At 70.5% G+C, this 17,374-nt stretch carries 19 protein-coding genes and 1 pseudogene; 8 read left to right on the forward strand and 12 right to left on the reverse strand.

Going from position 1 to position 17,374, the window contains the following annotated elements; genetic code table 11:
* Positions 1-38: 38 nt before the first annotated feature.
* The 7 genes from gspM to gspG all read right to left on the reverse strand — a co-directional run bounded on the left by gspM (position 39) and on the right by gspG (position 4,849).
* Complete coding sequence (gene gspM / locus Q0741_RS02670) at positions 39-554, reverse strand: type II secretion system protein GspM (protein ID WP_298231652.1); 516 nt, start codon at positions 552-554, stop codon at positions 39-41.
* A complete protein-coding gene (gspL, locus tag Q0741_RS02675; protein ID WP_298231653.1) occupies positions 551-1,792 on the reverse strand; it encodes a type II secretion system protein GspL in 1,242 nt (413 codons plus the stop codon). The genes gspM and gspL overlap by 4 nt, the downstream gene beginning before the upstream one ends.
* Positions 1,793-1,892: 100 nt before the next feature.
* On the reverse strand, positions 1,893-2,912 hold the full coding sequence (gene gspK / locus Q0741_RS02680) for a type II secretion system minor pseudopilin GspK (RefSeq protein ID WP_298231654.1): 1,020 nt from the start codon (positions 2,910-2,912) through the stop codon (positions 1,893-1,895).
* Complete coding sequence (locus tag Q0741_RS02685) at positions 2,912-3,553, reverse strand: type II secretion system protein J (protein ID WP_298231655.1); 642 nt, start codon at positions 3,551-3,553, stop codon at positions 2,912-2,914. Before Q0741_RS02685 ends, gspK begins: the two co-directional genes overlap by 1 nt.
* A 2-nt stretch (positions 3,554-3,555) precedes the next feature.
* The gene (gene gspI, locus Q0741_RS02690; protein ID WP_298231656.1) at positions 3,556-3,918 is read right to left on the reverse strand and encodes a type II secretion system minor pseudopilin GspI; all 363 of its coding nucleotides are present in this window, start codon (positions 3,916-3,918) and stop codon (positions 3,556-3,558) included.
* Positions 3,915-4,361 (reverse strand): prepilin-type N-terminal cleavage/methylation domain-containing protein, encoded by a 447-nt coding sequence (locus Q0741_RS02695; protein WP_298231657.1) that lies wholly within the window; start codon positions 4,359-4,361, stop codon positions 3,915-3,917. The genes gspI and Q0741_RS02695 overlap by 4 nt, the downstream gene beginning before the upstream one ends.
* Positions 4,362-4,414: 53 nt before the next feature.
* Positions 4,415-4,849, reverse strand: a complete 435-nt coding sequence (gene gspG / locus Q0741_RS02700; RefSeq protein ID WP_298231658.1) for a type II secretion system major pseudopilin GspG — start codon at positions 4,847-4,849, stop codon at positions 4,415-4,417.
* Positions 4,850-4,890: 41 nt separating this feature from the next.
* Here gspG and Q0741_RS02705 point away from each other — a divergent pair, with 41 nt between their 5' ends.
* On the forward strand, positions 4,891-5,592 hold the full coding sequence (locus Q0741_RS02705) for a hypothetical protein (protein ID WP_298231659.1): 702 nt from the start codon (positions 4,891-4,893) through the stop codon (positions 5,590-5,592).
* 21 nt (positions 5,593-5,613) lie between these two features.
* Here Q0741_RS02705 and ilvA read toward each other — a convergent pair whose 3' ends face one another.
* Positions 5,614-7,182 carry a threonine ammonia-lyase, biosynthetic gene (gene ilvA, locus Q0741_RS02710; RefSeq protein WP_298231660.1) on the reverse strand — a complete coding sequence of 523 codons (1,569 nt, stop codon included), beginning with the start codon at positions 7,180-7,182 and terminating at the stop codon, positions 5,614-5,616.
* A gap of 344 nt (positions 7,183-7,526) precedes the next feature.
* On the opposite strand from ilvA, the gene Q0741_RS02715 reads away from it, so the two are divergent.
* A complete protein-coding gene (locus Q0741_RS02715) occupies positions 7,527-7,949 on the forward strand; it encodes an OsmC family protein (protein WP_298231668.1) in 423 nt (140 codons plus the stop codon).
* Between the two features lie 27 nt (positions 7,950-7,976).
* Here Q0741_RS02715 and coq7 read toward each other — a convergent pair whose 3' ends face one another.
* The gene (gene coq7, locus Q0741_RS02720) at positions 7,977-8,624 is read right to left on the reverse strand and encodes a 2-polyprenyl-3-methyl-6-methoxy-1,4-benzoquinone monooxygenase (protein WP_298231661.1); all 648 of its coding nucleotides are present in this window, start codon (positions 8,622-8,624) and stop codon (positions 7,977-7,979) included.
* Positions 8,625-8,859: 235 nt separating this feature from the next.
* Here coq7 and Q0741_RS02725 point away from each other — a divergent pair, with 235 nt between their 5' ends.
* Positions 8,860-9,954 (forward strand): porin, encoded by a 1,095-nt coding sequence (locus Q0741_RS02725; RefSeq protein ID WP_298231662.1) that lies wholly within the window; start codon positions 8,860-8,862, stop codon positions 9,952-9,954.
* A gap of 172 nt (positions 9,955-10,126) precedes the next feature.
* On the opposite strand, the gene lysA is transcribed toward Q0741_RS02725, so the two are convergent.
* Both lysA and Q0741_RS02735 read right to left on the reverse strand, forming a co-directional pair.
* Positions 10,127-11,410 carry a diaminopimelate decarboxylase gene (lysA, locus tag Q0741_RS02730; protein ID WP_298231663.1) on the reverse strand — a complete coding sequence of 428 codons (1,284 nt, stop codon included), beginning with the start codon at positions 11,408-11,410 and terminating at the stop codon, positions 10,127-10,129.
* Positions 11,407-11,601 carry a lipoprotein gene (locus Q0741_RS02735; protein ID WP_298231664.1) on the reverse strand — a complete coding sequence of 65 codons (195 nt, stop codon included), beginning with the start codon at positions 11,599-11,601 and terminating at the stop codon, positions 11,407-11,409. The genes lysA and Q0741_RS02735 overlap by 4 nt, the downstream gene beginning before the upstream one ends.
* A 21-nt stretch (positions 11,602-11,622) precedes the next feature.
* On the opposite strand from Q0741_RS02735, the gene cyaY reads away from it, so the two are divergent.
* Entirely contained in the window at positions 11,623-11,976 is a 354-nt protein-coding gene (gene cyaY, locus Q0741_RS02740) for an iron donor protein CyaY (RefSeq protein ID WP_298231665.1), read from the forward strand.
* Positions 11,977-12,077: 101 nt separating this feature from the next.
* On the opposite strand, the gene Q0741_RS02745 is transcribed toward cyaY, so the two are convergent.
* Positions 12,078-14,363 carry a penicillin-binding protein 1A gene (locus Q0741_RS02745; RefSeq protein ID WP_298231669.1) on the reverse strand — a complete coding sequence of 762 codons (2,286 nt, stop codon included), beginning with the start codon at positions 14,361-14,363 and terminating at the stop codon, positions 12,078-12,080.
* 294 nt (positions 14,364-14,657) lie between these two features.
* Here Q0741_RS02745 and pilM point away from each other — a divergent pair, with 294 nt between their 5' ends.
* From pilM to Q0741_RS02765, 4 genes and pseudogenes are all read left to right on the forward strand, one after another.
* Positions 14,658-15,791 carry a type IV pilus assembly protein PilM gene (pilM, locus tag Q0741_RS02750; protein ID WP_298231666.1) on the forward strand — a complete coding sequence of 378 codons (1,134 nt, stop codon included), beginning with the start codon at positions 14,658-14,660 and terminating at the stop codon, positions 15,789-15,791.
* A complete protein-coding gene (locus Q0741_RS02755; protein ID WP_298231670.1) occupies positions 15,791-16,480 on the forward strand; it encodes a PilN domain-containing protein in 690 nt (229 codons plus the stop codon). Before pilM ends, Q0741_RS02755 begins: the two co-directional genes overlap by 1 nt.
* Before the next feature lie 6 nt (positions 16,481-16,486).
* Complete coding sequence (locus tag Q0741_RS02760; protein ID WP_298231667.1) at positions 16,487-17,143, forward strand: type 4a pilus biogenesis protein PilO; 657 nt, start codon at positions 16,487-16,489, stop codon at positions 17,141-17,143.
* A pseudogene (locus Q0741_RS02765) lies at positions 17,140-17,374 on the forward strand (hypothetical protein); the annotation flags it as partial. The gene Q0741_RS02760 and the pseudogene Q0741_RS02765, both read left to right, overlap by 4 nt.

A 17,374-nucleotide genomic window follows, 5' to 3' on the forward strand; every position in this document is an offset into this window, starting at 1 on the left:
GCGGGCCGGGCCGCGCCGCGGCCAGCTCAGGCCGCGCCTCAAGACGCGCTCCCCAGCGCCAGCACCAGGCTGCCGCTGAAGCCCTGGCCCGCGCGCGTGAGCTGCACCTCCACCGGCCGCGCGCGCGCGCCGCTGCGCACCTCGGCCAGGAAGTCGCGCAGCTGCTGGCCTTCGATGCCGGTGAGCGTGAGCGTGGCGCGCTCGCCCGCTACCGTGAGCTTGGCCCGGTCGCCCAGGCGCTGCGCGGCCGAGCGCAGGGCTTCCAGGCTCTGCGCCGGCGCCACCGGCGCGGTGCCGCTGAGCTCGCGCGCCTCGGCGGCCAGGCGCTGCATGCGCTGCAGCTGGGCCTCCAGCCGGTCGATTTCAACGGGCGCCTCGCGTAGCGTGCGCAGCGCCGGCTGCACCAGCAGCAGCCACAGCAGCAGCAGTCCCACCAGCACGCCCAGCACGCTCAGCAGCCGCCGTTCGCGCGGGGCCAGGGCGCGCCAGCGCGCGCGCAGCATCTCGCGCCAGACCCGCAGGCGCTGCATTTGTTCGTTGGCCGTCGCGTTCATGCCCCGCCCTCCGGACGCAGCGTGAGCCGGCCCTCGGCCGACTCCACCACCCAGCCGCCGGGACGCAGCTGGGCCTTGAACTGCTCGATCTCCTGCGGGCTCCAGCCCGTGGCTGGCAGCGTCAGCCGCCCGGGCTCGTAGCGCAGCCCGTCCAGCGGCGGGCGTCCCTCGGGCCAGGCCAGCGCGGCGGCCGAAAGCAGCGATTCGAAGTCCGCGTCGCCGGGCCGGCCGGCGGCGGTGCGCAGCGCCTGTGTCTCGCGCTCCATCTGCAGCGGCGCGTCCAGCACCGCGCGCACCTGCGGGAAGGCCGAGCGCAGCACCTGGTCCATCGCCTGCCGGCGCTGCTCAATGCCCGAGCGCAGCTGCCATGCGTTGAGGTTCATGCCCAGCACCTGCACCGCGACCAGCGCCACCAGGCCCCAGCGCACCGGGCGCCAGGGCGGGCTGCGGAACTGGCGCCAGGCGTCGCGCAGCGCCAGCATGCCGCGGTGCTGGGGCATCAGCTCGAACTGGCGCAGGTTCCACAGCGAGCGCGCCGCTTCGAGCATGCGTTCCTCGTCGCTGAGCAGTTGCACCGGTGTGCCCAGCCAGCGCTCGGCCTCGGCGGCGGCGGCAGGCGTGGCGGTCCAGCGCGGTGGCGCTTCGCCGGCCTGCCAGCGCGCCAGCAGCTGCCGCGCCAGGCTGCCCTGCAGCCGCAGCGCGGTGACGCCGTCGACGTCGCACCAGGTCAGCCGCAGCGGGGCTTGCGGATCGTCGCCCGGCACGGTGCTGAAGTGGCCGTGGGGCTGGGTGGCATCGGGCCAGGCCGCAGGCAGCACGCGCTCGACCAGCAACCCCGCGCCTTCGAGCACCGCCAGCTGCGAGGCCAGCCAGGGACGGTGCGTGGCGGCGATCCAGGTGGGCTCGCCGGGCGTGGCCTTGGGTGCCAGCGCCAAGTGCACCACTTCCGGCTCCTCCAGCAGCGACTCCTCCAGTAGCCCCAGCAGCGCCGCGCGCAGCTTGGCCGCCGGGGCCTTGGGCAGCGTGGCACGCAGCCAGCTGCAGTCGGTGTCGGCCAGTACCGCCAGCACCGTGTCGGCACGCGGCAGCAGCGCCGCGGCGCAGCGGCCGCTGCTGCCCACGGCCAGCCCGTCGGGGCTCAGGACGTAGGCGAAATCCCCGCCGCCACGCGGCGCCGCGGCGCCGTCGTCGGCGCTCAGGCGCTCGCGGGGCGGGATCTGGACGACAAGGATGGACATGGGTGAGTTGAGGCTATCGGGTTTGCTGCATTGCGATGATTGGACGGTGCCCGCGCCGGCGCACGGGGCGGCAGGCTACCGCAGTTGCGTACCCGCCACATTAACGGAGCGCGGTGCCGGTGCCTGGCAGTGTCGCCGTGGCGTTGATGCGCTCGCGGCGCAGCACCGTGACGCCGTTCGGCGCGCGGTGCACTAGCGAGCGTTCCATCAGTACTTGATCGCCCAGGCGCAGGCGGCCGCGCACCTCGAAATAGTTGGTGTTGGCGCCGGTATGGGTGAAATCGGGTGCCGGGTTGCCAGAGCTCGAAAACAGATTTTTGGCCTCTTCAGCGGTGTTGAAGGGCTGCTGCTCGCGTCGTTGCACCAGGCGCTGTGCGTCGCCCAGGTTCAGTCCGATGACGGCTGCCAGCACCTCGCGCGGCGCGGTGTTGAGGTTCACATTCGTCCCTTCCGGCAGCAGCACGACGAAGGGTTCGAGCTTGGCCCGGGTGGACTCGTCCAGGCCCAGCCAGGCGAGTTGGTCGAGGCTGCGGGGCATCAGCGGTCCCTGCGGGTCCTGCTCGATCGCTTGGCGCAACTGATTGGCGATCTGCGCTGCCAGGTCCGGCGATAGCGAGGCACTGCCGAGCAGCCGTCGCAGCACCTCAAGCTGCTTGGGTTCCACGATGAAGCCGTTGTTGTTCGGGTTGGGGCCCACCAGCTTGCGCAGGTTGTAGCGGGACTGCGCGTCGGTGATGTCTCCGGAGAGGAAGGCCTCCGGGCCGTCATCGGCGTTGGCGCTGCGCTCGGCGGCCAGGAAGGTGGACAGCCGCGCCTCGGCCAGCGGCACGGACCAGGGCTCGCCCAGGTGGTCCACCGGCTGGCCGGTGCGTCCATCCTCGCGCAGGATCAGCCGCGCCCAGTCCAGCGCACCGTTGAGGATCCAGGCCGACTGCGAGCGCGCCCGTTCGGCCGCCTCCACCTCCACCGCACGCCATTGCTGCCACACCATGCCTGCGGCCAGCGTGGTCACCACCGTGACCAACACCATGGCGATGAGCAGCGCCGCGCCGGCCTGGGATGGGCGGCGGGTGCGGCGCCATTCGGTGCCGGGGCGGGTAGGGCCAGGGTGTCGTGCCATTACTGGGCATTCAGCGCGATAGAGCGCGTGAGGGTGCCTTCGCGCGGCCGCGTGAGCGAGAGCACGATGCGCACGCCTGCGGGCGGCGGATCAGGCTGGGTCCCGGTCGGGTTGGGGAGCGCGCCGATGGCGCCCGTGGGCGTGGTCGTGGTGCCGGCGCTGGACTGGCAGTTGGTCCAGGCGTTGCCGCGAAAGACATAGATCTGCATGCCGGTCACGCCTTCGAGCAGGCGCAGCTGGTTGGGTTCGTTGCCCATCAGCTGCTGGCTGCGCATCCATTGCTCCTGCAGTTCCCCGGCTCGCACGACCGCAGGGCTGGCCCAGCGCATCCACAGCGGGCTGCGCAGCTGCCAGGCCACCAGCTGCACGCCGTCCTCTGCCGTACGCGTCAGGCGCAGCGTGGCACCGTCGCAGCTCACCGCCGGCACGACGCCCTGGGTGTCGTACACAGCCTGCAGGTCCGCCTCGAGCTGTGCCATCACGGTATTGAGACGCTGGGTGGTTTCGAGATTCGCCTCGGTGGCCTCGCGCGCGCGCGCCAATCCGTCGATGCCGCGCCAGGCCAGTCCGGCCATCACCGACATCACCAGCAGCGCCACCAGGACCTCCACCAGCGTGAATCCGCCCGCGCGTGTCCGCATGTTCAGAACCTCGGCAGGATGGTGGAGAGCACCAGCAGCGTCTGGCCCGATTCGTCACTGATCACCGCGTCCACGCGCCTGAAATTGGGATTGGGCGTCTGGCGCACCTTCTGCAGGCCGTTGTAGCGACGACCGAGCTGCTCGCAGGCGAAGTCGGTGTCGCCAATGCCGGGAAACACGCGGTTCAAGCGCAGCTCGGTGAGCTGGTTTTCGGCGCACCACTGCGCGGCGCTGACCTCGGCCAGGCGTTGCGCGTTGTTGCCCAGCGAGCCGGCGGCCTTCATGCCCGCGCCCAGTGCGATGGCCACGATGGCCAGCGCCACCAGCACCTCGATGAGCGTGAAGCCCCGCGCGGTGCGCTTCATGGTCCCGGCGTCTCCACGACGACAAAGGGCCCCAGGCCGTCGGTGGCCAGCGTCAGGTTGCGCTCCGCCAGCCGCAACACGATGCGCTGCGCGCCGATCAGCGGCTCGGGCCCCAGGCGCAGCGCGCGCGCGCCCACGATCTCGGCGCTGGTGCGTTCATCGAGCCAGCCCGTGGGCATCTTCACCGAGGGCGGCAGGTTGACGAAGCGGAAGGCGCCCTCGGTGCTGCCGGCCGAAGCCAGCTCGAAGCGCGCTGGCAGCCCGGCCGCGCGCGCCTGGGCTCGGGCCGATTCCAGCAGCGCCGACAGCCGCGCCGCCTCCTGGTCCAGCGCCTTGGCGTCGGCGTCGCGCAGCGCCAGGCTGCTGACGCCGGCGGCGATGGCGATGATCGCCACCACCACCATCAGCTCGATGAGCGTGAAGCCGCGCTGCCTGCGGGTCATGGTGGTTGCCGGGTCCGTGGAGGCGGGAAGGGGCCGCCGGTCGGCGCTGCTGTTTACTGCCAGGAGCCGATGTCGGCGTTGTTGCCTTCGCCGCCGGGCTGGCCGTCGGCGCCGAAGCTGAACACGTCCACCTCACCCTTCACGCCCGGGTTCACGTACTGGTAGGGGCGTCCCCAGGGGTCGTTAGGCAGCTTCTCCAGGTACGAGCGCCAGTTGGGCGGCACGGTGCCGGTGGTGGGCTTGCGCACCAGCGCTTCCAGGCCCTGGCTCGCTTCCGGGTAGCGCAGGTTGTCGAGCTTGTAGAGCTTGAGGGCCTGCATCAGGTTGTTGACGTCGGTGCGCGCGGCGGTGACGCGGGCATCGTCGGCGCGGTTGAGCACATTGGGCACGATCAGCGCCGCCAGCACGCCGATGATCACCAGCACCACCATCAGCTCGATGAGCGTGAAGCCGCGCTCGCGCCGCGGTTTGGAAGAAGAAACAGGCATGGCTACCACGCAAGTCAAGGGGGCGCCATGATAATCGCCGCATGCAAGCCCGCCTGACTGCCTTCCTGCTCTGGGCCGCCGTGGCCGCCACGATCGTGTTCTGGGGGCTGCGGCTTGGTGCCCGCGCCCCGTCCGTGCCCAGGCAGGCGGTGCCGGTGTCCACCGCTGCGGGCGCGCGCGGCGACCTGGATCGGCTGCTGGGCCACAACGCCCCGGCCGCAGCCGAGGAGGCCCCGGTGTCGGCGGACGCCGGCCGCTTCCTGCTCGTGGGCGTGGTGGCTCCGCGCGGCAGCGGCGGCGACACCGAGGGCCTGGCCGTGATCGCCGTGGATGGCAAGCCCGCGCGCACCTACCGCGTCGGCGCACCCGTGGACAACCGCTGGGTGCTGCAGTCGGTACGCACGCGCGGCGCCTCGCTGGGTCCGCGCGGCGGCAACGCCCAGGTCCAACTGGAGCTGCCGCCGCCGCCCGTGGCCAGCACCGGAACGCTGCCGGCGGCCGGCAGCGAGGAGCCGACTGCGGCGATGCCGCCCAACGGCGCCGCGCCGCGCAACCTGCCTCCGGGCCAGGTGCCGCAGGGCATGGCGCGACAGCCGATTCCCCAGCCCATGCCTCAGCAGCAGATGCCGCAGGACATGCCGCTGCAGGAGGAGGTGCCGGTGCAAGAGGAGGTCCCGGTGCAGGAAGCCCCGGTGCAGCAGGAAGAGGAGCCGGTCGATCCGGCGCAGGGGCAGGGCGGCTGACACGCCGCCCGCCAGGCCGCTTCAGCGCAGGAAGAGGCGGTACACCGGGTTGTCGGTCTCGTCCACGTAGGGATAGTCCAGTGTGTCGAGGAAGCGCCTGAGCGCGGCGCGGTCGCCGCGCGGCACCTGGATGCCCACCAGGATGCGGCCGTAGTCGGCGCCCTGGTTGCGGTAGTGGAAGAGGCTGATGTTCCAGTCCGGCTGCATTGCCTCTAGAAAGCGCAGCAGCGCGCCCGGCCGCTCGGGGAAGGTGAAGCGGAACAGCCGCTCGTCGCGGGCCAGCTCGGAACGCCCGCCCACCATGTGGCGCAGGTGCTGCTTGGCCAGCTCGTCGTCGGTCAGGTTCAGCGTGGTGAAGCCGTGGCGCTCGAAGTTGCGTGCCAGCTTGTCGGCCTCCTCGCGCTTGCTGATGCCGATGCCCACGAACACGTGCGCCACCTGCTGGTCGGAGATGCGGTAGTTGAACTCCGTGACCTGGCGCGGATGCGCCGGCGTGCCGATGGCCTCGCAGAAGCGCCGGAACGAGCCGCGCTCCTCGGGAATCGTGACGGCGAAAAGCGCCTCGCGGTGCTCGCCGACTTCCGCGCGCTCGGCCACGAAGCGCAGCCGGTCGAAATTCATGTTGGCGCCGCAGGTGACGGCGGCAAAGGTGCGGCCCTTGAGCTTGTGCTGCTCGACGTACTTCTTGATCGCCGCCACGCCCATGGCACCGGAGGGCTCGACGATGCTGCGCGTGTCCTGGAACACGTCCTTGATGGCGGCGCAGACCTCGTCGTTGTCCACCACCACGAAGTCGTCCACCAGCTCGCGCGTGAGGCGGAAGGTTTCCTCGCCCACCAGCTTGACCGCCGTGCCGTCGGCAAACAGGCCCACGTCGCCGAGTTGCACCCGCTTCTTGGCGCGCACCGAGCGCACCATGGCGTCGGAATCGACGGTCTGCACGCCGATGACTTTGATCTCCGGGCGCACCGCCTTGATGTAGGCCGCCACGCCACTGATGAGGCCGCCGCCGCCGATGGCCACGAACACTGCATCCAGCGGACCCTGGTGCTGGCGCAGCAGCTCCATGGCGATGGTGCCCTGGCCGGCGATGACGTCCGGGTCGTCGAAGGGGTGCACGAAGGTGAGGCCGCGCTCCTTTTCCAGCGCGCTGGCGTGCAGCGCGGCGTCGGAGTAGCTGTCGCCGTGCAGCACCACCTCGCCGCCGAGTTGCTGCACGGCGTCGATCTTCACGCGCGGGGTGGTCACCGGCATCACGATCACGGCCTTGCAGCCCAGCCGCTTGGCCCCCAGCGCCACGCCTTGCGCATGGTTGCCGGCAGAGGCACAGATCACGCCGCGCGCGAGCTGCTCGGCCGACAGGTGCGCCATCTTGTTGTAAGCGCCGCGCAGCTTGAAGCTGAACACCGGCTGCTGGTCCTCGCGCTTGAGCAGCACTTGGTTGCCCAGGCGGCGCGAGAGGCTGCGTGCCAAATCCAGCGGCGATTCCACCGCAACGTCGTAGACCTTGGCGGTCAGGATCTTCTTGAGATAGTCCGGCGCGGAGGCCGCGGCCTTGCGGCTCTGGACAGGGGGTCGGCGGCCGACCATGGGCGATGCTCCTCGGGCTGTGTCTGTGTAACAGGGCGCCGGATCATAAGCGCCGTCGCCAACCGGCCCCGGAGGCACGCGCGCCACAGTCCATGCGGCCAAAAAAAAGCCCAGGGGGTTTGCCCTGGGCTTGAATCCACCAATGGAGGAGGTGGAGGAGACAACCTGCATCTGCCAACTTCGGGAATGTCCCGATGCAGACAACGCCTTTAGTGTATCCACGTTTGTGCTGCGACGCAATATCTCCATCCGCAAAAACCCGCATGTCGCCCCCGATTCCCGGCGAGGTGCGTTGCAGAATGCACGCTTTTCAGACAGGACGCCCCGGCGTGGGGCTTGCGACGATGGAATGCACGATCAACTGGGTGCCTGCCAGCGGCATGGCTTTCGTGGCCGAGACGGGCAGCGGCCATTTGCTGACCATGGATGGCGCCCCTGAAGGCGGCGGGCGCAACCTGGCTCCGCGCCCGATGGAAACCCTACTGGCCGGCGCCGGCGCCTGCACCGCGTACGACGTGGTGCTGATCCTCAAGCGCGGGCGGCACGAGGTCAGCGGCTGCCAGCTCAAGGTCAGTTCCGAGCGCGCGACGACAGACCCCAAGGTATTCACCAAGATCCACCTGCACTTCATCGTCACCGGCCGCAAGCTGCCGGCCGCGGCAGTGGAGCGCGCCATAGCGCTGTCGCACGAGAAGTACTGCTCGGCCACCATCATGCTCGGCCGCACCGCCGAGGTGACGACGGGCTACGAGATCGTTGAAGCCTGAAGTCCTGCTGGCCCACCGCCGTTCGGTTCAGATGTAGTGCGCCGTGGTGGTCATCACCTTGGCCGCGGTGCGCATGAGGCCGCGCACCGGTGCAGGCAACTCCATGCCGCCGGCGGCCAGCGCGTTGTCGGCGTGGCGCGCCTCGTCCACCTTCATCTGCTCGACGATCGCGCGCGAGGCGACGTCACCTTCGGGCAGCCGCTGCAGGTGGCTCGCCAGGTGCTGCTCCACCTGACGCTCGGTTTCCACGACGAAGCCCAGGCTCACGCGGTCGCCCAACCGGCCCGCGAGCATTCCGATGCCAAAGGCGCCGGCGTACCACAGCGGGTTGAGCAGGCTTGGGCGTGAGCCCAACTCGTCCAGCCGCTGCTGCGTCCAGGCCAGATGGTCGATCTCCTCGCGCGCGGCCTGCGCCATTTGCTCACGCAACGTTGGCGAGCGTGCCGTCAGCGCCTGTGCCTGGTACAGCGCCTGAGCGCAGACCTCGCCCACATGGTTGACGCGCATGAGCGCACCAGCCTCGCGCTTTTGTTCCTCGCTGAGCGGCGCCGGCTCGGTGCCCGTGCCGGCGGCAACCGGCGTCGGCTGCGACGCATGCACGCTGCTGGTGACGGTACGCAGCGCCCGGTCGAGCGATGTCAGCCAGAGATCGAGAGCACTGAGCGAGCGGGACATGGGCGTCGTTGTGATGGAAACCCTGAAAGTATGGCACCGCGGTGAAAGGGGGCGCCGCGTTGTGCGCAGGCAACAGGTGTGTTCGCTTTTTGGCCGCTTTCCTTGGCAATCGGAAAGGCCGTCTGGTGCAATAGCGCCAGCTTCCGCTGAGGAGGTTGGCCTGATCAGCACTCAAGCGCCCACCGTCAGGGCGCCGTATCGGGACCTCTTGTCAACAACCCTGGAGATACTGCAAATGAAGAAATCTCTGATCGCCCTGGCCGCGCTGGGCGCGTTCGCCGGTGCTGCTTCGGCCCAGTCGTCGGTCACGCTGTATGGTCTGATTGACCTCAACTACCAGTACATCAAGGGCGGCGACCTGTCCCCGTTGGGCGACAACGACCTGAATCGCCTGGCTGACGGCCACGTCTACGGCCCGGGTTCGCGCTGGGGCCTGCGCGTGTCGGAAGACCTGGGTTCCGGTCTGAAGGCCAACGTGGTGCTGGAGTCGGGCTTCAACGGTGATGTTGGTAGCATGGCTCAGAGCAACGCGACGACCAGCCGCCTCTTCGGTCGCCAGGCTTTCGTCTCGCTGGCTTCCAACACGCTGGGCGAAATCCGTCTGGGCCGCCAGTACATCCTGCATGACGAAGTGCAGGCGCTGAACAACCCCTTCGGCAATTCCACGGTCCTGAACCCGGGTGCTGGTGCCAACACGACGACCGCTGGTGCCTTCTCGCTGTTCATCGATGCTCCGCGCATCGATAACGCCGTGCAGTACATCTCCCCGTCCTTCGCCGGCTTCCGCCTGCAGGGCATGGTGGCTGCTGGTGAAGGCACCGCTGACCGCTATCAGGGCGTGAAGGCCGTGTACGCTAACGGCCCGCTGAACGTGGCACTGTCCTATGAGCAGAGCAAGGCCCGTGTGCCCGTGGCCGGCGTGGACGACGTCAACAAGATCATCGCCCTGGGTGCCAACTACGACTTCGGCGTGGCCAAGGTGTTCGCTGGCTATCAGCAGGGTGAGGACCTGACGACCGGCGTTGGCACGCAGATCGGCACGTTGACGCTGCCGGGGCTGGGCGGCGCTGCTGCTACCGAAATGAAGGCCTATACCGTGGGTGCTTCCGTGCCCCTCGGCGCCTTCACGGTGGGTGCGAACTACACGGCCAGCAAGTGGGAGAACGCTGTCGGTGCTGACGTCGACCTGAAGCGCGCTGGCGTTGTTGGCACCTACGCGCTGTCCAAGCTGACCACCGTCTATGCCGGCTACTCGCAGGCCATGGGCGACCTGAAGAACGACGTCAGCGAGAAGAACGTGTTCCAACTGGGCCTGCGCAAGGCCTTCTGATCACCCTGCATCAGAAATCTCGGGCCGGCCTTTGCGGTGGCCCTTGCCTCAAGGCGTCCTGCGGGACGCCTTTTTATTGCCCGTTGCGCATGCAAACGCCACACCCGCAGAAAAAAGCCGCCGGGCCCTCGCGGGCGCGGCGGCTTTCGCCTTGGCGTGATCGGCGCTCTGCTCAGCCGATGAGCCGCTCGTGCGCGAACAGGTCTTCCACCTTCTCGCGCTCGCGGATGCGCCAGGCCTGCGAGCCCTCGACCATCACCTCCGCCGCGCGCGGCCGGGTGTTGTAGTTGCTCGCCATGCTCATGCCGTAGGCGCCCGCGGACAGCACGGCCAGCACGTCGCCCTCGCGCACGGCCAGCGTGCGCTCGCGGCCCAGCCAGTCGCCGGACTCGCACACCGGTCCCACCACGTCCCAGGTCTCGGCCGCTTCGCCGGCACGCTCGACGCAGGGCACGATGCCCATGTAAGCCTCGTACATCGCCGGGCGCATGAGGTCGTTCATGGCCGCGTCCACGATGCAGAAGTGCTTGCCCTCGACTTCCGAAGGCTTCAGATACTGCACCTCGGTCAGCAGCACGCCGGCGTTGCCCACCAGCGAGCGCCCGGGCTCCAGCAGGATCTCGCGGTGCCCATGCCCGCGCGCGTCGATGCGCTCCAGCAGCGCCGCCACCAGCACGTCCGGCGCGGGCGGCGCCTCGTCGGTGTAGGTGATGCCCAGGCCGCCGCCCAGGTCCAGGTGGTGCAGCGTGATGCCCTGTGCCTCCACCGCTTCCACCAGGTCCAGCACGCGCTCCAGCGCATCCAGGTACGGCTCGATTTCGGTGATCTGCGAGCCGATGTGGCAGTCGATGCCCACCACCTCCAGGCCCGGCAGCGCCGCGGCGTGCTTGTAGACGTCCAGCGCGCGCTGGTGGCTGATGCCGAACTTGTTCCCCTTGAGGCCGGTGGAGATGTAGGGATGCGTCCTGGCATCCACGTCCGGATTGACGCGCAGGCTCACCGGCGCGCGCCGGCCCATGCCCTGGGCCACCTGTGACAGCCGGTCGAGCTCGGCGTCGCTCTCGACGTTGAAGCAGCGCACGCCGGCCTGCAGCGCCTGGCGCATCTCGGCGGGTGTCTTGCCCACGCCCGAGAACACCACCTTGCCGGCATCGGCGCCCGCGGCCAGCACGCGCTGCAGCTCGCCGCCGGAGACGATGTCGAAGCCGCAGCCGGCCTGCGCGAAGAGCTGCAGCACCGCCAGGCTGGAGTTGGCCTTCATGGCGTAGCACAGCAGGTGCGCGCGCCCGGCCAGCGCCTTCTTGTAGGCCGCCAGCGCCGCGCGCATCGCGCCGCGCGAGTAGACGTACAGCGGCGTGCCGTGCTCGCGCGCGAGCGCGTCCAGCGCGCAGTCCTCGAAGTACAGCCGGCCATCGGCGCGGCGCTGCAGGAAGGGGGCTCCGGGCAGGGCGCTCATCGCGTCGCTCCCGGGTTGTTCGCCGGTGCCGAGGCCGCGGGCGCGGCCGCCGCGGTCGGGTTCTCGGGCAGGCGCAGCGGCCCCTTCTGGCCACAGGCCGCGAGGCTCGCCAATGCACCCACGGCCAGCAGCAGCTTGGCGGCGGTGCGGGTGCGGGGCGCCGCTACACTCGATCGGGACTTCGTATTCATCTCGAAATTTTACCGACCGCCATGAGCGACAACCCCGCACCGCGCCTCTCCGACGCCGACTATCACCGCCTCAGCCACGCCGTGCTGGCCAGCGTGGAAGCGCAGATCGACCGCTGGCTGCAAGACGACGTGATCGACATCGATTCCGCCCGTACCGGCGGCCTGCTGGAACTGGCCTTTCCCGGCGGCAGCAAGATCGTGCTCAACACCCAGCCGCCGCTGCAGGAGCTGTGGCTGGCCGCGCGCAGCGGCGGCTACCACTTCAAGCACGTTGACGGGCGCTGGATCGAGCGCGAGGGCCGCGACTTCTTCGATGTGCTCTCCGAAGCCGCCAGCGCCCAGGGCGGCAAACCGCTGCGCTTCACGGCGCCCTGATGCTCTGATGCCTGGCCGCCGCACGCGTGGCGGCCTCCAATGAAAGACGCCGGCCCGAGGGCCGGCGTCATGCTTTCGACGGCCTGGAAGGCCGAGGGCCGTCAGCGGCGGAACAGGTCCAGGATCGAGCTGCGCTCCTCCTCGGAGGCCGACGGCGCCGTGCTTTGCGGCGGCCGCTCCAGTCCCACGCCGGTGACGCCCTCGCCGTGGGCGTATTCCTCGTAGAACCACTCGCCGCCCTGGTTCACCACGCCCGGCGGCGGCTGGTACTCCTGCACCGGCACGTCGCGCAGCGCGCGGCTCATGAACTCGATCCACACCGGCAGCGCCAGGCCGCCGCCGGTTTCGCGGTCACCGAGCTTGCGCGGCTGGTCGTAGCCGATCCACACCACCGACACCAGCGAGGGCTGGAAGCCGGCGAACCAGGCGTCCATCGCGTCGTTGGTGGTGCCTGTCTTGCCGTAGAGGTCGGGACGCTTGAGCGTGGCCTGTGCCTTGGCAGCGGTGCCCGAGCGCGTGATCTCCTGCAGCAGCGTGTTCATCACGAAGGCGTTGCGCGCGTTGAGCACGCGGTTTTCCTCCGTGAGCGCCTGCGGCAGGCTGTCGTGCAGCACGCGGCCGTCGGCATCGGTGACGCGGCGGATGAGCACCGGGTTGAGCAGGTGCCCGCCGTTGGCGAACACGCCATAGGCGCTGGCCATCTGCATCGGCGTCACCGAGCCCGCGCCCAGCGCCATGGTCAGGTAGGCCGGGTGCTTCTCAGGCTCGAAGCCGAAGCGCGTGAGCCACTGCTGCGCGTTGTGCGTGCCCACGTGCTGCAGCACGCGGATGGAAACCATGTTCTTGGACTTGGCCAGCGCGCGGCGCAGCGTCATCGGGCCGTCGAAATTGCCGTCGTAGTTCTTGGGCTCCCAGGGCTGGCTGCCCGTCGTGCCCGCGTCGAAGAACAGCGGCGCGTCGTTGACCACGGTGGCCGGCGTAAAACCCTTTTCCAGCGCCGCCGAGTAGATGAAGGGCTTGAAGCTGGAGCCCGGCTGGCGCCAGGCCTGCGTGACGTGGTTGAACTTGTTCTTGCGCCAGTCGAAGCCGCCCACCAGGGCGCGGATGGAGCCGTCGCGCGGGTCCAGCGCCACGAAGGCGCCTTCCACCTCGGGCAGTTGCGTCAGCATCCAGTTGTCCTTGGGACCCTTGACGGCGCGCACCACCGCGCCGCGGCGGATCTGCTTCTGCGCCGCGGCCTTGTCCGACAGCCCCGAGGCCACGGGCCTGAGGCCGTCGCCCGTGACCGTGATCGACTCGCCCGACTGCAGCACCGCCACCACCTTGCGCGGCGAGGCTTCGAGCACCACCGCGGCGCGCAGGTCGTCGTTGTCCGGGTGCTCGTTGAGCGCTTCGGCGATGCGCAGGTCCAGCTCCTTCGGGTCGGCGGGTAGCGTCACGTAAGCCTCGGGGCCGCGATAGACCTGGCGCCGCTCATAGTCCATGAGCCCACGGCGCAGCGCCTGGTAAGCCACCCGCTGCTCGTCGGCATCGAGCGTGAGCTGCACGTTGAAGCCGCGCGTGTAGGCCTCGTCACCGTACTGGCTGAACATGAGCTGGCGCGCGGTCTCGGCCACGTACTCGGCATGCACGGCCACGTCCGAAGGCGCGCGGTAGTGCAGCTGCTCGTGCTTGGCCTCCTCGTACTGCGCCTGCGTGATGAAGCCGTTTTCCAGCATCCGGTCGATGATGTACTGCTGGCGGATGGTGGCGCGGCGCGGGTTGGCGATGGGGTTGTAGGCCGAGGGCGCCTTGGGCAGCCCGGCCAGCATCGCGGCCTCGGCCACGCTGACCTTGTCCAGCGTCTTGCCGAAATACGTTTCGGCCGCGGCGGCGAAGCCGTAGGCGCGCTGGCCCAGGTAGATCTGGTTCATGTACAGCTCCAGGATGCGTTCCTTGCTGAGCTGCCGCTCGATCTTGAGCGCGAGCAGGATCTCGTAGACCTTGCGCGTGAAGGTCTTCTCGCTGGAGAGGTAGAAGTTGCGCGCCACCTGCATGGTGATGGTGGAGGCGCCCTGGCTCTTGGCCTCGCCGAAGTTGGCCAGGCCGGCGCGGATCACGCCCAGGTAGTCCACGCCGCCATGCTGGTAGAAGCGCGCGTCCTCGATGGCCAGCACCGCGTCCTGCATCACCTTCGGAATCTGCGCGATGGGCATGAAGCGCCGGCGCTCCTCGCCGAACTCGCCCAGCAGCACGCCGTCGGCGGAGTAGATGCGCATGGGCAGCTTGGGCCGGTAGTCCGTCAGGCCGTCGATCTGCGGCAGCTGCGGATAGGCCACCGCCAGCGCGATGGTCACCAGCACCGCCGCCGACAGTGCCAGCGCCACCGAAACGCCCAACAACAGCATCAGCGGGCGCAGCACCCAGCGCACCACGGGATTGCGGCGCACGGGGGCGGAACGGGGATCGGGGGAAGAGGAGGGCGGACGCCCGGGTTCGGTCATGAGGCGGGCTCGGCCAGGCAGGAAAGGGGTCGAATTATAGAAAGTGCCCCCTGCACGACCGGTTGCCGCGCCGCAATCCCGAGCCCGGCGGGGAACCCGTGAACCGGTAGCCCGGCGCCGCGCAGCCGGCATTTCCCTAGTGCCATCCTCGGAGTGCACGCATAGCATTCAGTTACTTATGGATACGGCACGTTTCTCGTGAGGTCCGAAGTACAGGCTCTGCTGCGGCGCTGGCGGCCCGGGCATGGGGTGCCGCCCCTGCTCGGCGTGGACCTGGGCAGCAGCAGCGTGCGGCTGGTGGAACTGGGCGGCAATGCCCGGCAGCCGGTGCTGGAATGCCTGGCGCGCGAGCCGCTGGACAAGGGCTGGATCAACGACGGCCAGATCGAGGACTTCGACGCCGTCACCGAGGCCGTGCGACGCGTGGTGCAGCGCAGCGGCACGCGCACGCGCCGGGTGGCGCTGGCGTTGCCGGCCTCGGCCGTGATCACGCAGCACCTGCGCCTGCCCGCCGGGCTGTCCGAGGCGGCGCTGGAGCAGCAGGTGGCGGCCGGGGCACAGCAGCACTTGCCCTTCGCTCCGGAGGAGATGAGCCTGGACTTCTGCGTCGTGGGCGCCGGCGAGGGCGGCGTGGAAGTGCTGGCCGCAGCCTCGCGCAAGGACCGGGTCGAGGATCGCCAAGGCTTGGCCGAAGCCGCGGGGCTGGAGCCGGTACTGCTGGACGTGGAGTCGCACGCCGCCCACCGCGCGCTGGCCCGCTGCGCGGCGCTGCTGCCCGATGTGGAAGAGGGCAGCGAGGTGGATCCCCCCATCGCCCTCGGCCCGCGCGGCGCCGGTACGCCGCCGGTGGCGCTGTTCGAGATCGGCGCCTTTGCCACCACGCTGAAGCTGCTGCGCGGCGAGGATCTGCTCTACGAGCGCGATCAGGCCGTGGGCGGCGCGCAGTTCACGCGGCTGATCGCGCGCCAGCTCGGCCTGGGCTTCGACGCGGCCGAGCAGATGAAGCTGGACGGCGCGGTGCCCGATGAAGTGGCGCCGGCGCTGCAAGCGGACTTCGTGGATGGCCTGGCGCAGGAACTGGCGCGGGCGCTGCTGATCGCCTTCACCAGCGGCCCCTGCCAACAGGTGCGCTGCGTGATGCTGGCCGGCGCCACCGCCGCGCTGCCCGGCCTGGCGGTGCGCATGGGCCAGCTCACCGGCTTCGAGACCCGGGTGGCCGATCCTTTCGCGGGCATGGCGCCCGGCGCGGCGGTGCACGTGGCACGGCTGCCGCGCGAGGCACCGGGCTACCTCAAGGCTTGCGGACTGGCGCTGCGGCGCTTCCTGCCGTGATGCTGCTCAACCTGTTCCCCTACCGCGAGGCGCGGCGGCGCCGGCGCCGCCAGGCTTTCAGCGTCCTGCTGGCCGCGGCGGCCGGCCTGGGCCTGGTGGCGGCGCTGCTCGGTTATGCCGCGCTGCAGCGGCGCACGGCGGCGCAGGAGCGGCGCAATGAGCTGCTGTCGGCCGAGATCGCCGCGCTGGACGCGCCGCTGTTGGCCGCGGCCCGGCTGCGTGCCGAGCTCACCGTGCTGCAGGGCCGCGTGCAGGAGCTGCGAAGCCTGCAGTGGGAGCGCCGCCGCCCCGCGCAGCTGCTGGAAGCGCTGGCGCGCCACACGCCCGAAGGCGTGCAGCTCACCACGCTGCGCCAGCAGGCGGACCGCTTCACGCTGGGCGGGGTGGCGCAGGGCAGTGCCGAAGTGCAGGCGCTGGTGCGCAAGCTGTCGCAGGACACGGCGCTGCTGCAGCGGGTGGCCCTGGTGGAGATCAAGGCCGCGGCGCCGGCCGGCCGCGACGCGCGTCGGCTGTTCGATTTCACCCTGGAGTTTCAGCTGCAGCCGCTGCCGGCCACGGCGACGGCGGCTGCCACTGCCTCCGCGCCCGCGCCGTCCCAGGCCGCCAGCAGCGCTGTCCCGGGCATGGCGCCGCCCGCCCAGCCTGGCCCCACGGTGGGGCAGCCCGCGGCCATCCGCTCCGGAGCCTGAAACCCGATGAGCCTCCCGCGCCCCTCGTTCTCCACCGCTGCCCGGCTTGCCGGCGCCTTCCATGGCCTGGACTGGCGCAACCCGGCGCTGTGGCCGCCGCTGCCGCGCGGGCTGCTGTGCGCCTTGGTGGCGCTGGGCGTGGCGCTGCCCGCTTGGGGACTGCTGTCGGCCAGCGCCGGCGCCGATCTGGCCGCGGCGCGCGAGCGGGAGCCCGTTCTGCGCCGAACCTTCACGGCCAAGCTGGCGCAAGCCGCGCAGCTCGCGCCGCTGCAGCGACGCCGCCAGGAGCTGCAGGACCTTTCCGCCGACCTGGAGCACCGCCTGCCGCCGCCGGGCCAGCTCGAAACGCTGCTGTCCGCGCTGCACCAGGCGGCCCAGCGCCACGGGCTGCAAGTGGAGCTGATCCGCCCCGAGCCGGCGCAGACCCGGGCCCACCTGGCCGAGGTACCGATCGCGCTGCGGCTCTCGGGCCGCTTCCACGCCCTGGGTGCCTTTGCCGCCGACGTGGCGGCGCTGGAGACGCCCGTGACGCTGCAAGCGCTGCAGCTCGGTGCCGGCAGCCGCGAGGCGACGACGACGCTCGAAGCGTCGGCGCGGGCCTGGCACCGGCGGGACCCCGCCGAGGCGCTGCGCCCGGCCGCGACGCCAGGGGCGACGCCATGACGCCGCGGCGCCCGGCCGTCGTCCTCCTGCTCCCGGTGCTGCTGGCCGGCTGCGGCGACGACCCGCGGGACCTGCGCGACTGGATCGCCCGCGAGCGCCAGGCCGCGGTGGCGCCCGCGCTGCCGCCCTGGTCCGCGGCCGAGGCGCCACCGCCCTTGCCCTATCGGGGCCACGAGGCGCCGGACCCCTTCGACCCGCAGCGGCTGGCTCCGGCGCCCGTGCCGGTGCCGC

Source organism: uncultured Azohydromonas sp., from assembly GCF_937926365.1.
Lineage (GTDB): Bacteria > Pseudomonadota > Gammaproteobacteria > Burkholderiales > Burkholderiaceae_C > Azohydromonas.

Excerpts from the sequence above, each read along its gene's own strand:
- Q0741_RS02735 (WP_298231664.1), bottom strand. The coding sequence starts at position 11,601 with ATGAATACGAAGTCCCGATCGAGTGTAGCGGCGCCCCGCACCCGCACC.
- gspG (WP_298231658.1), bottom strand. The coding sequence starts at position 4,849 with ATGCCTGTTTCTTCTTCCAAACCGCGGCGCGAGCGCGGCTTCACGCTC.
- Q0741_RS02685 (WP_298231655.1), bottom strand. The coding sequence starts at position 3,553 with ATGCGGACACGCGCGGGCGGATTCACGCTGGTGGAGGTCCTGGTGGCG.
- gspL (WP_298231653.1), bottom strand. The coding sequence starts at position 1,792 with ATGTCCATCCTTGTCGTCCAGATCCCGCCCCGCGAGCGCCTGAGCGCC.
- Q0741_RS02760 (WP_298231667.1), top strand. The coding sequence starts at position 16,487 with ATGAGCCTCCCGCGCCCCTCGTTCTCCACCGCTGCCCGGCTTGCCGGC.
- Q0741_RS02705 (WP_298231659.1), top strand. The coding sequence starts at position 4,891 with ATGCAAGCCCGCCTGACTGCCTTCCTGCTCTGGGCCGCCGTGGCCGCC.
- coq7 (WP_298231661.1), bottom strand. The coding sequence starts at position 8,624 with ATGTCCCGCTCGCTCAGTGCTCTCGATCTCTGGCTGACATCGCTCGAC.
- Q0741_RS02695 (WP_298231657.1), bottom strand. The coding sequence starts at position 4,361 with ATGACCCGCAGGCAGCGCGGCTTCACGCTCATCGAGCTGATGGTGGTG.
- Q0741_RS02715 (WP_298231668.1), top strand. The coding sequence starts at position 7,527 with ATGGAATGCACGATCAACTGGGTGCCTGCCAGCGGCATGGCTTTCGTG.
- Q0741_RS02755 (WP_298231670.1), top strand. The coding sequence starts at position 15,791 with ATGCTGCTCAACCTGTTCCCCTACCGCGAGGCGCGGCGGCGCCGGCGC.
- cyaY (WP_298231665.1), top strand. The coding sequence starts at position 11,623 with ATGAGCGACAACCCCGCACCGCGCCTCTCCGACGCCGACTATCACCGC.
- gspM (WP_298231652.1), bottom strand. The coding sequence starts at position 554 with ATGAACGCGACGGCCAACGAACAAATGCAGCGCCTGCGGGTCTGGCGC.
- lysA (WP_298231663.1), bottom strand. The coding sequence starts at position 11,410 with ATGAGCGCCCTGCCCGGAGCCCCCTTCCTGCAGCGCCGCGCCGATGGC.
- Q0741_RS02745 (WP_298231669.1), bottom strand. The coding sequence starts at position 14,363 with ATGCTGTTGTTGGGCGTTTCGGTGGCGCTGGCACTGTCGGCGGCGGTG.
- ilvA (WP_298231660.1), bottom strand. The coding sequence starts at position 7,182 with ATGGTCGGCCGCCGACCCCCTGTCCAGAGCCGCAAGGCCGCGGCCTCC.
- gspK (WP_298231654.1), bottom strand. The coding sequence starts at position 2,912 with ATGGCACGACACCCTGGCCCTACCCGCCCCGGCACCGAATGGCGCCGC.
- gspI (WP_298231656.1), bottom strand. The coding sequence starts at position 3,918 with ATGAAGCGCACCGCGCGGGGCTTCACGCTCATCGAGGTGCTGGTGGCG.
- Q0741_RS02725 (WP_298231662.1), top strand. The coding sequence starts at position 8,860 with ATGAAGAAATCTCTGATCGCCCTGGCCGCGCTGGGCGCGTTCGCCGGT.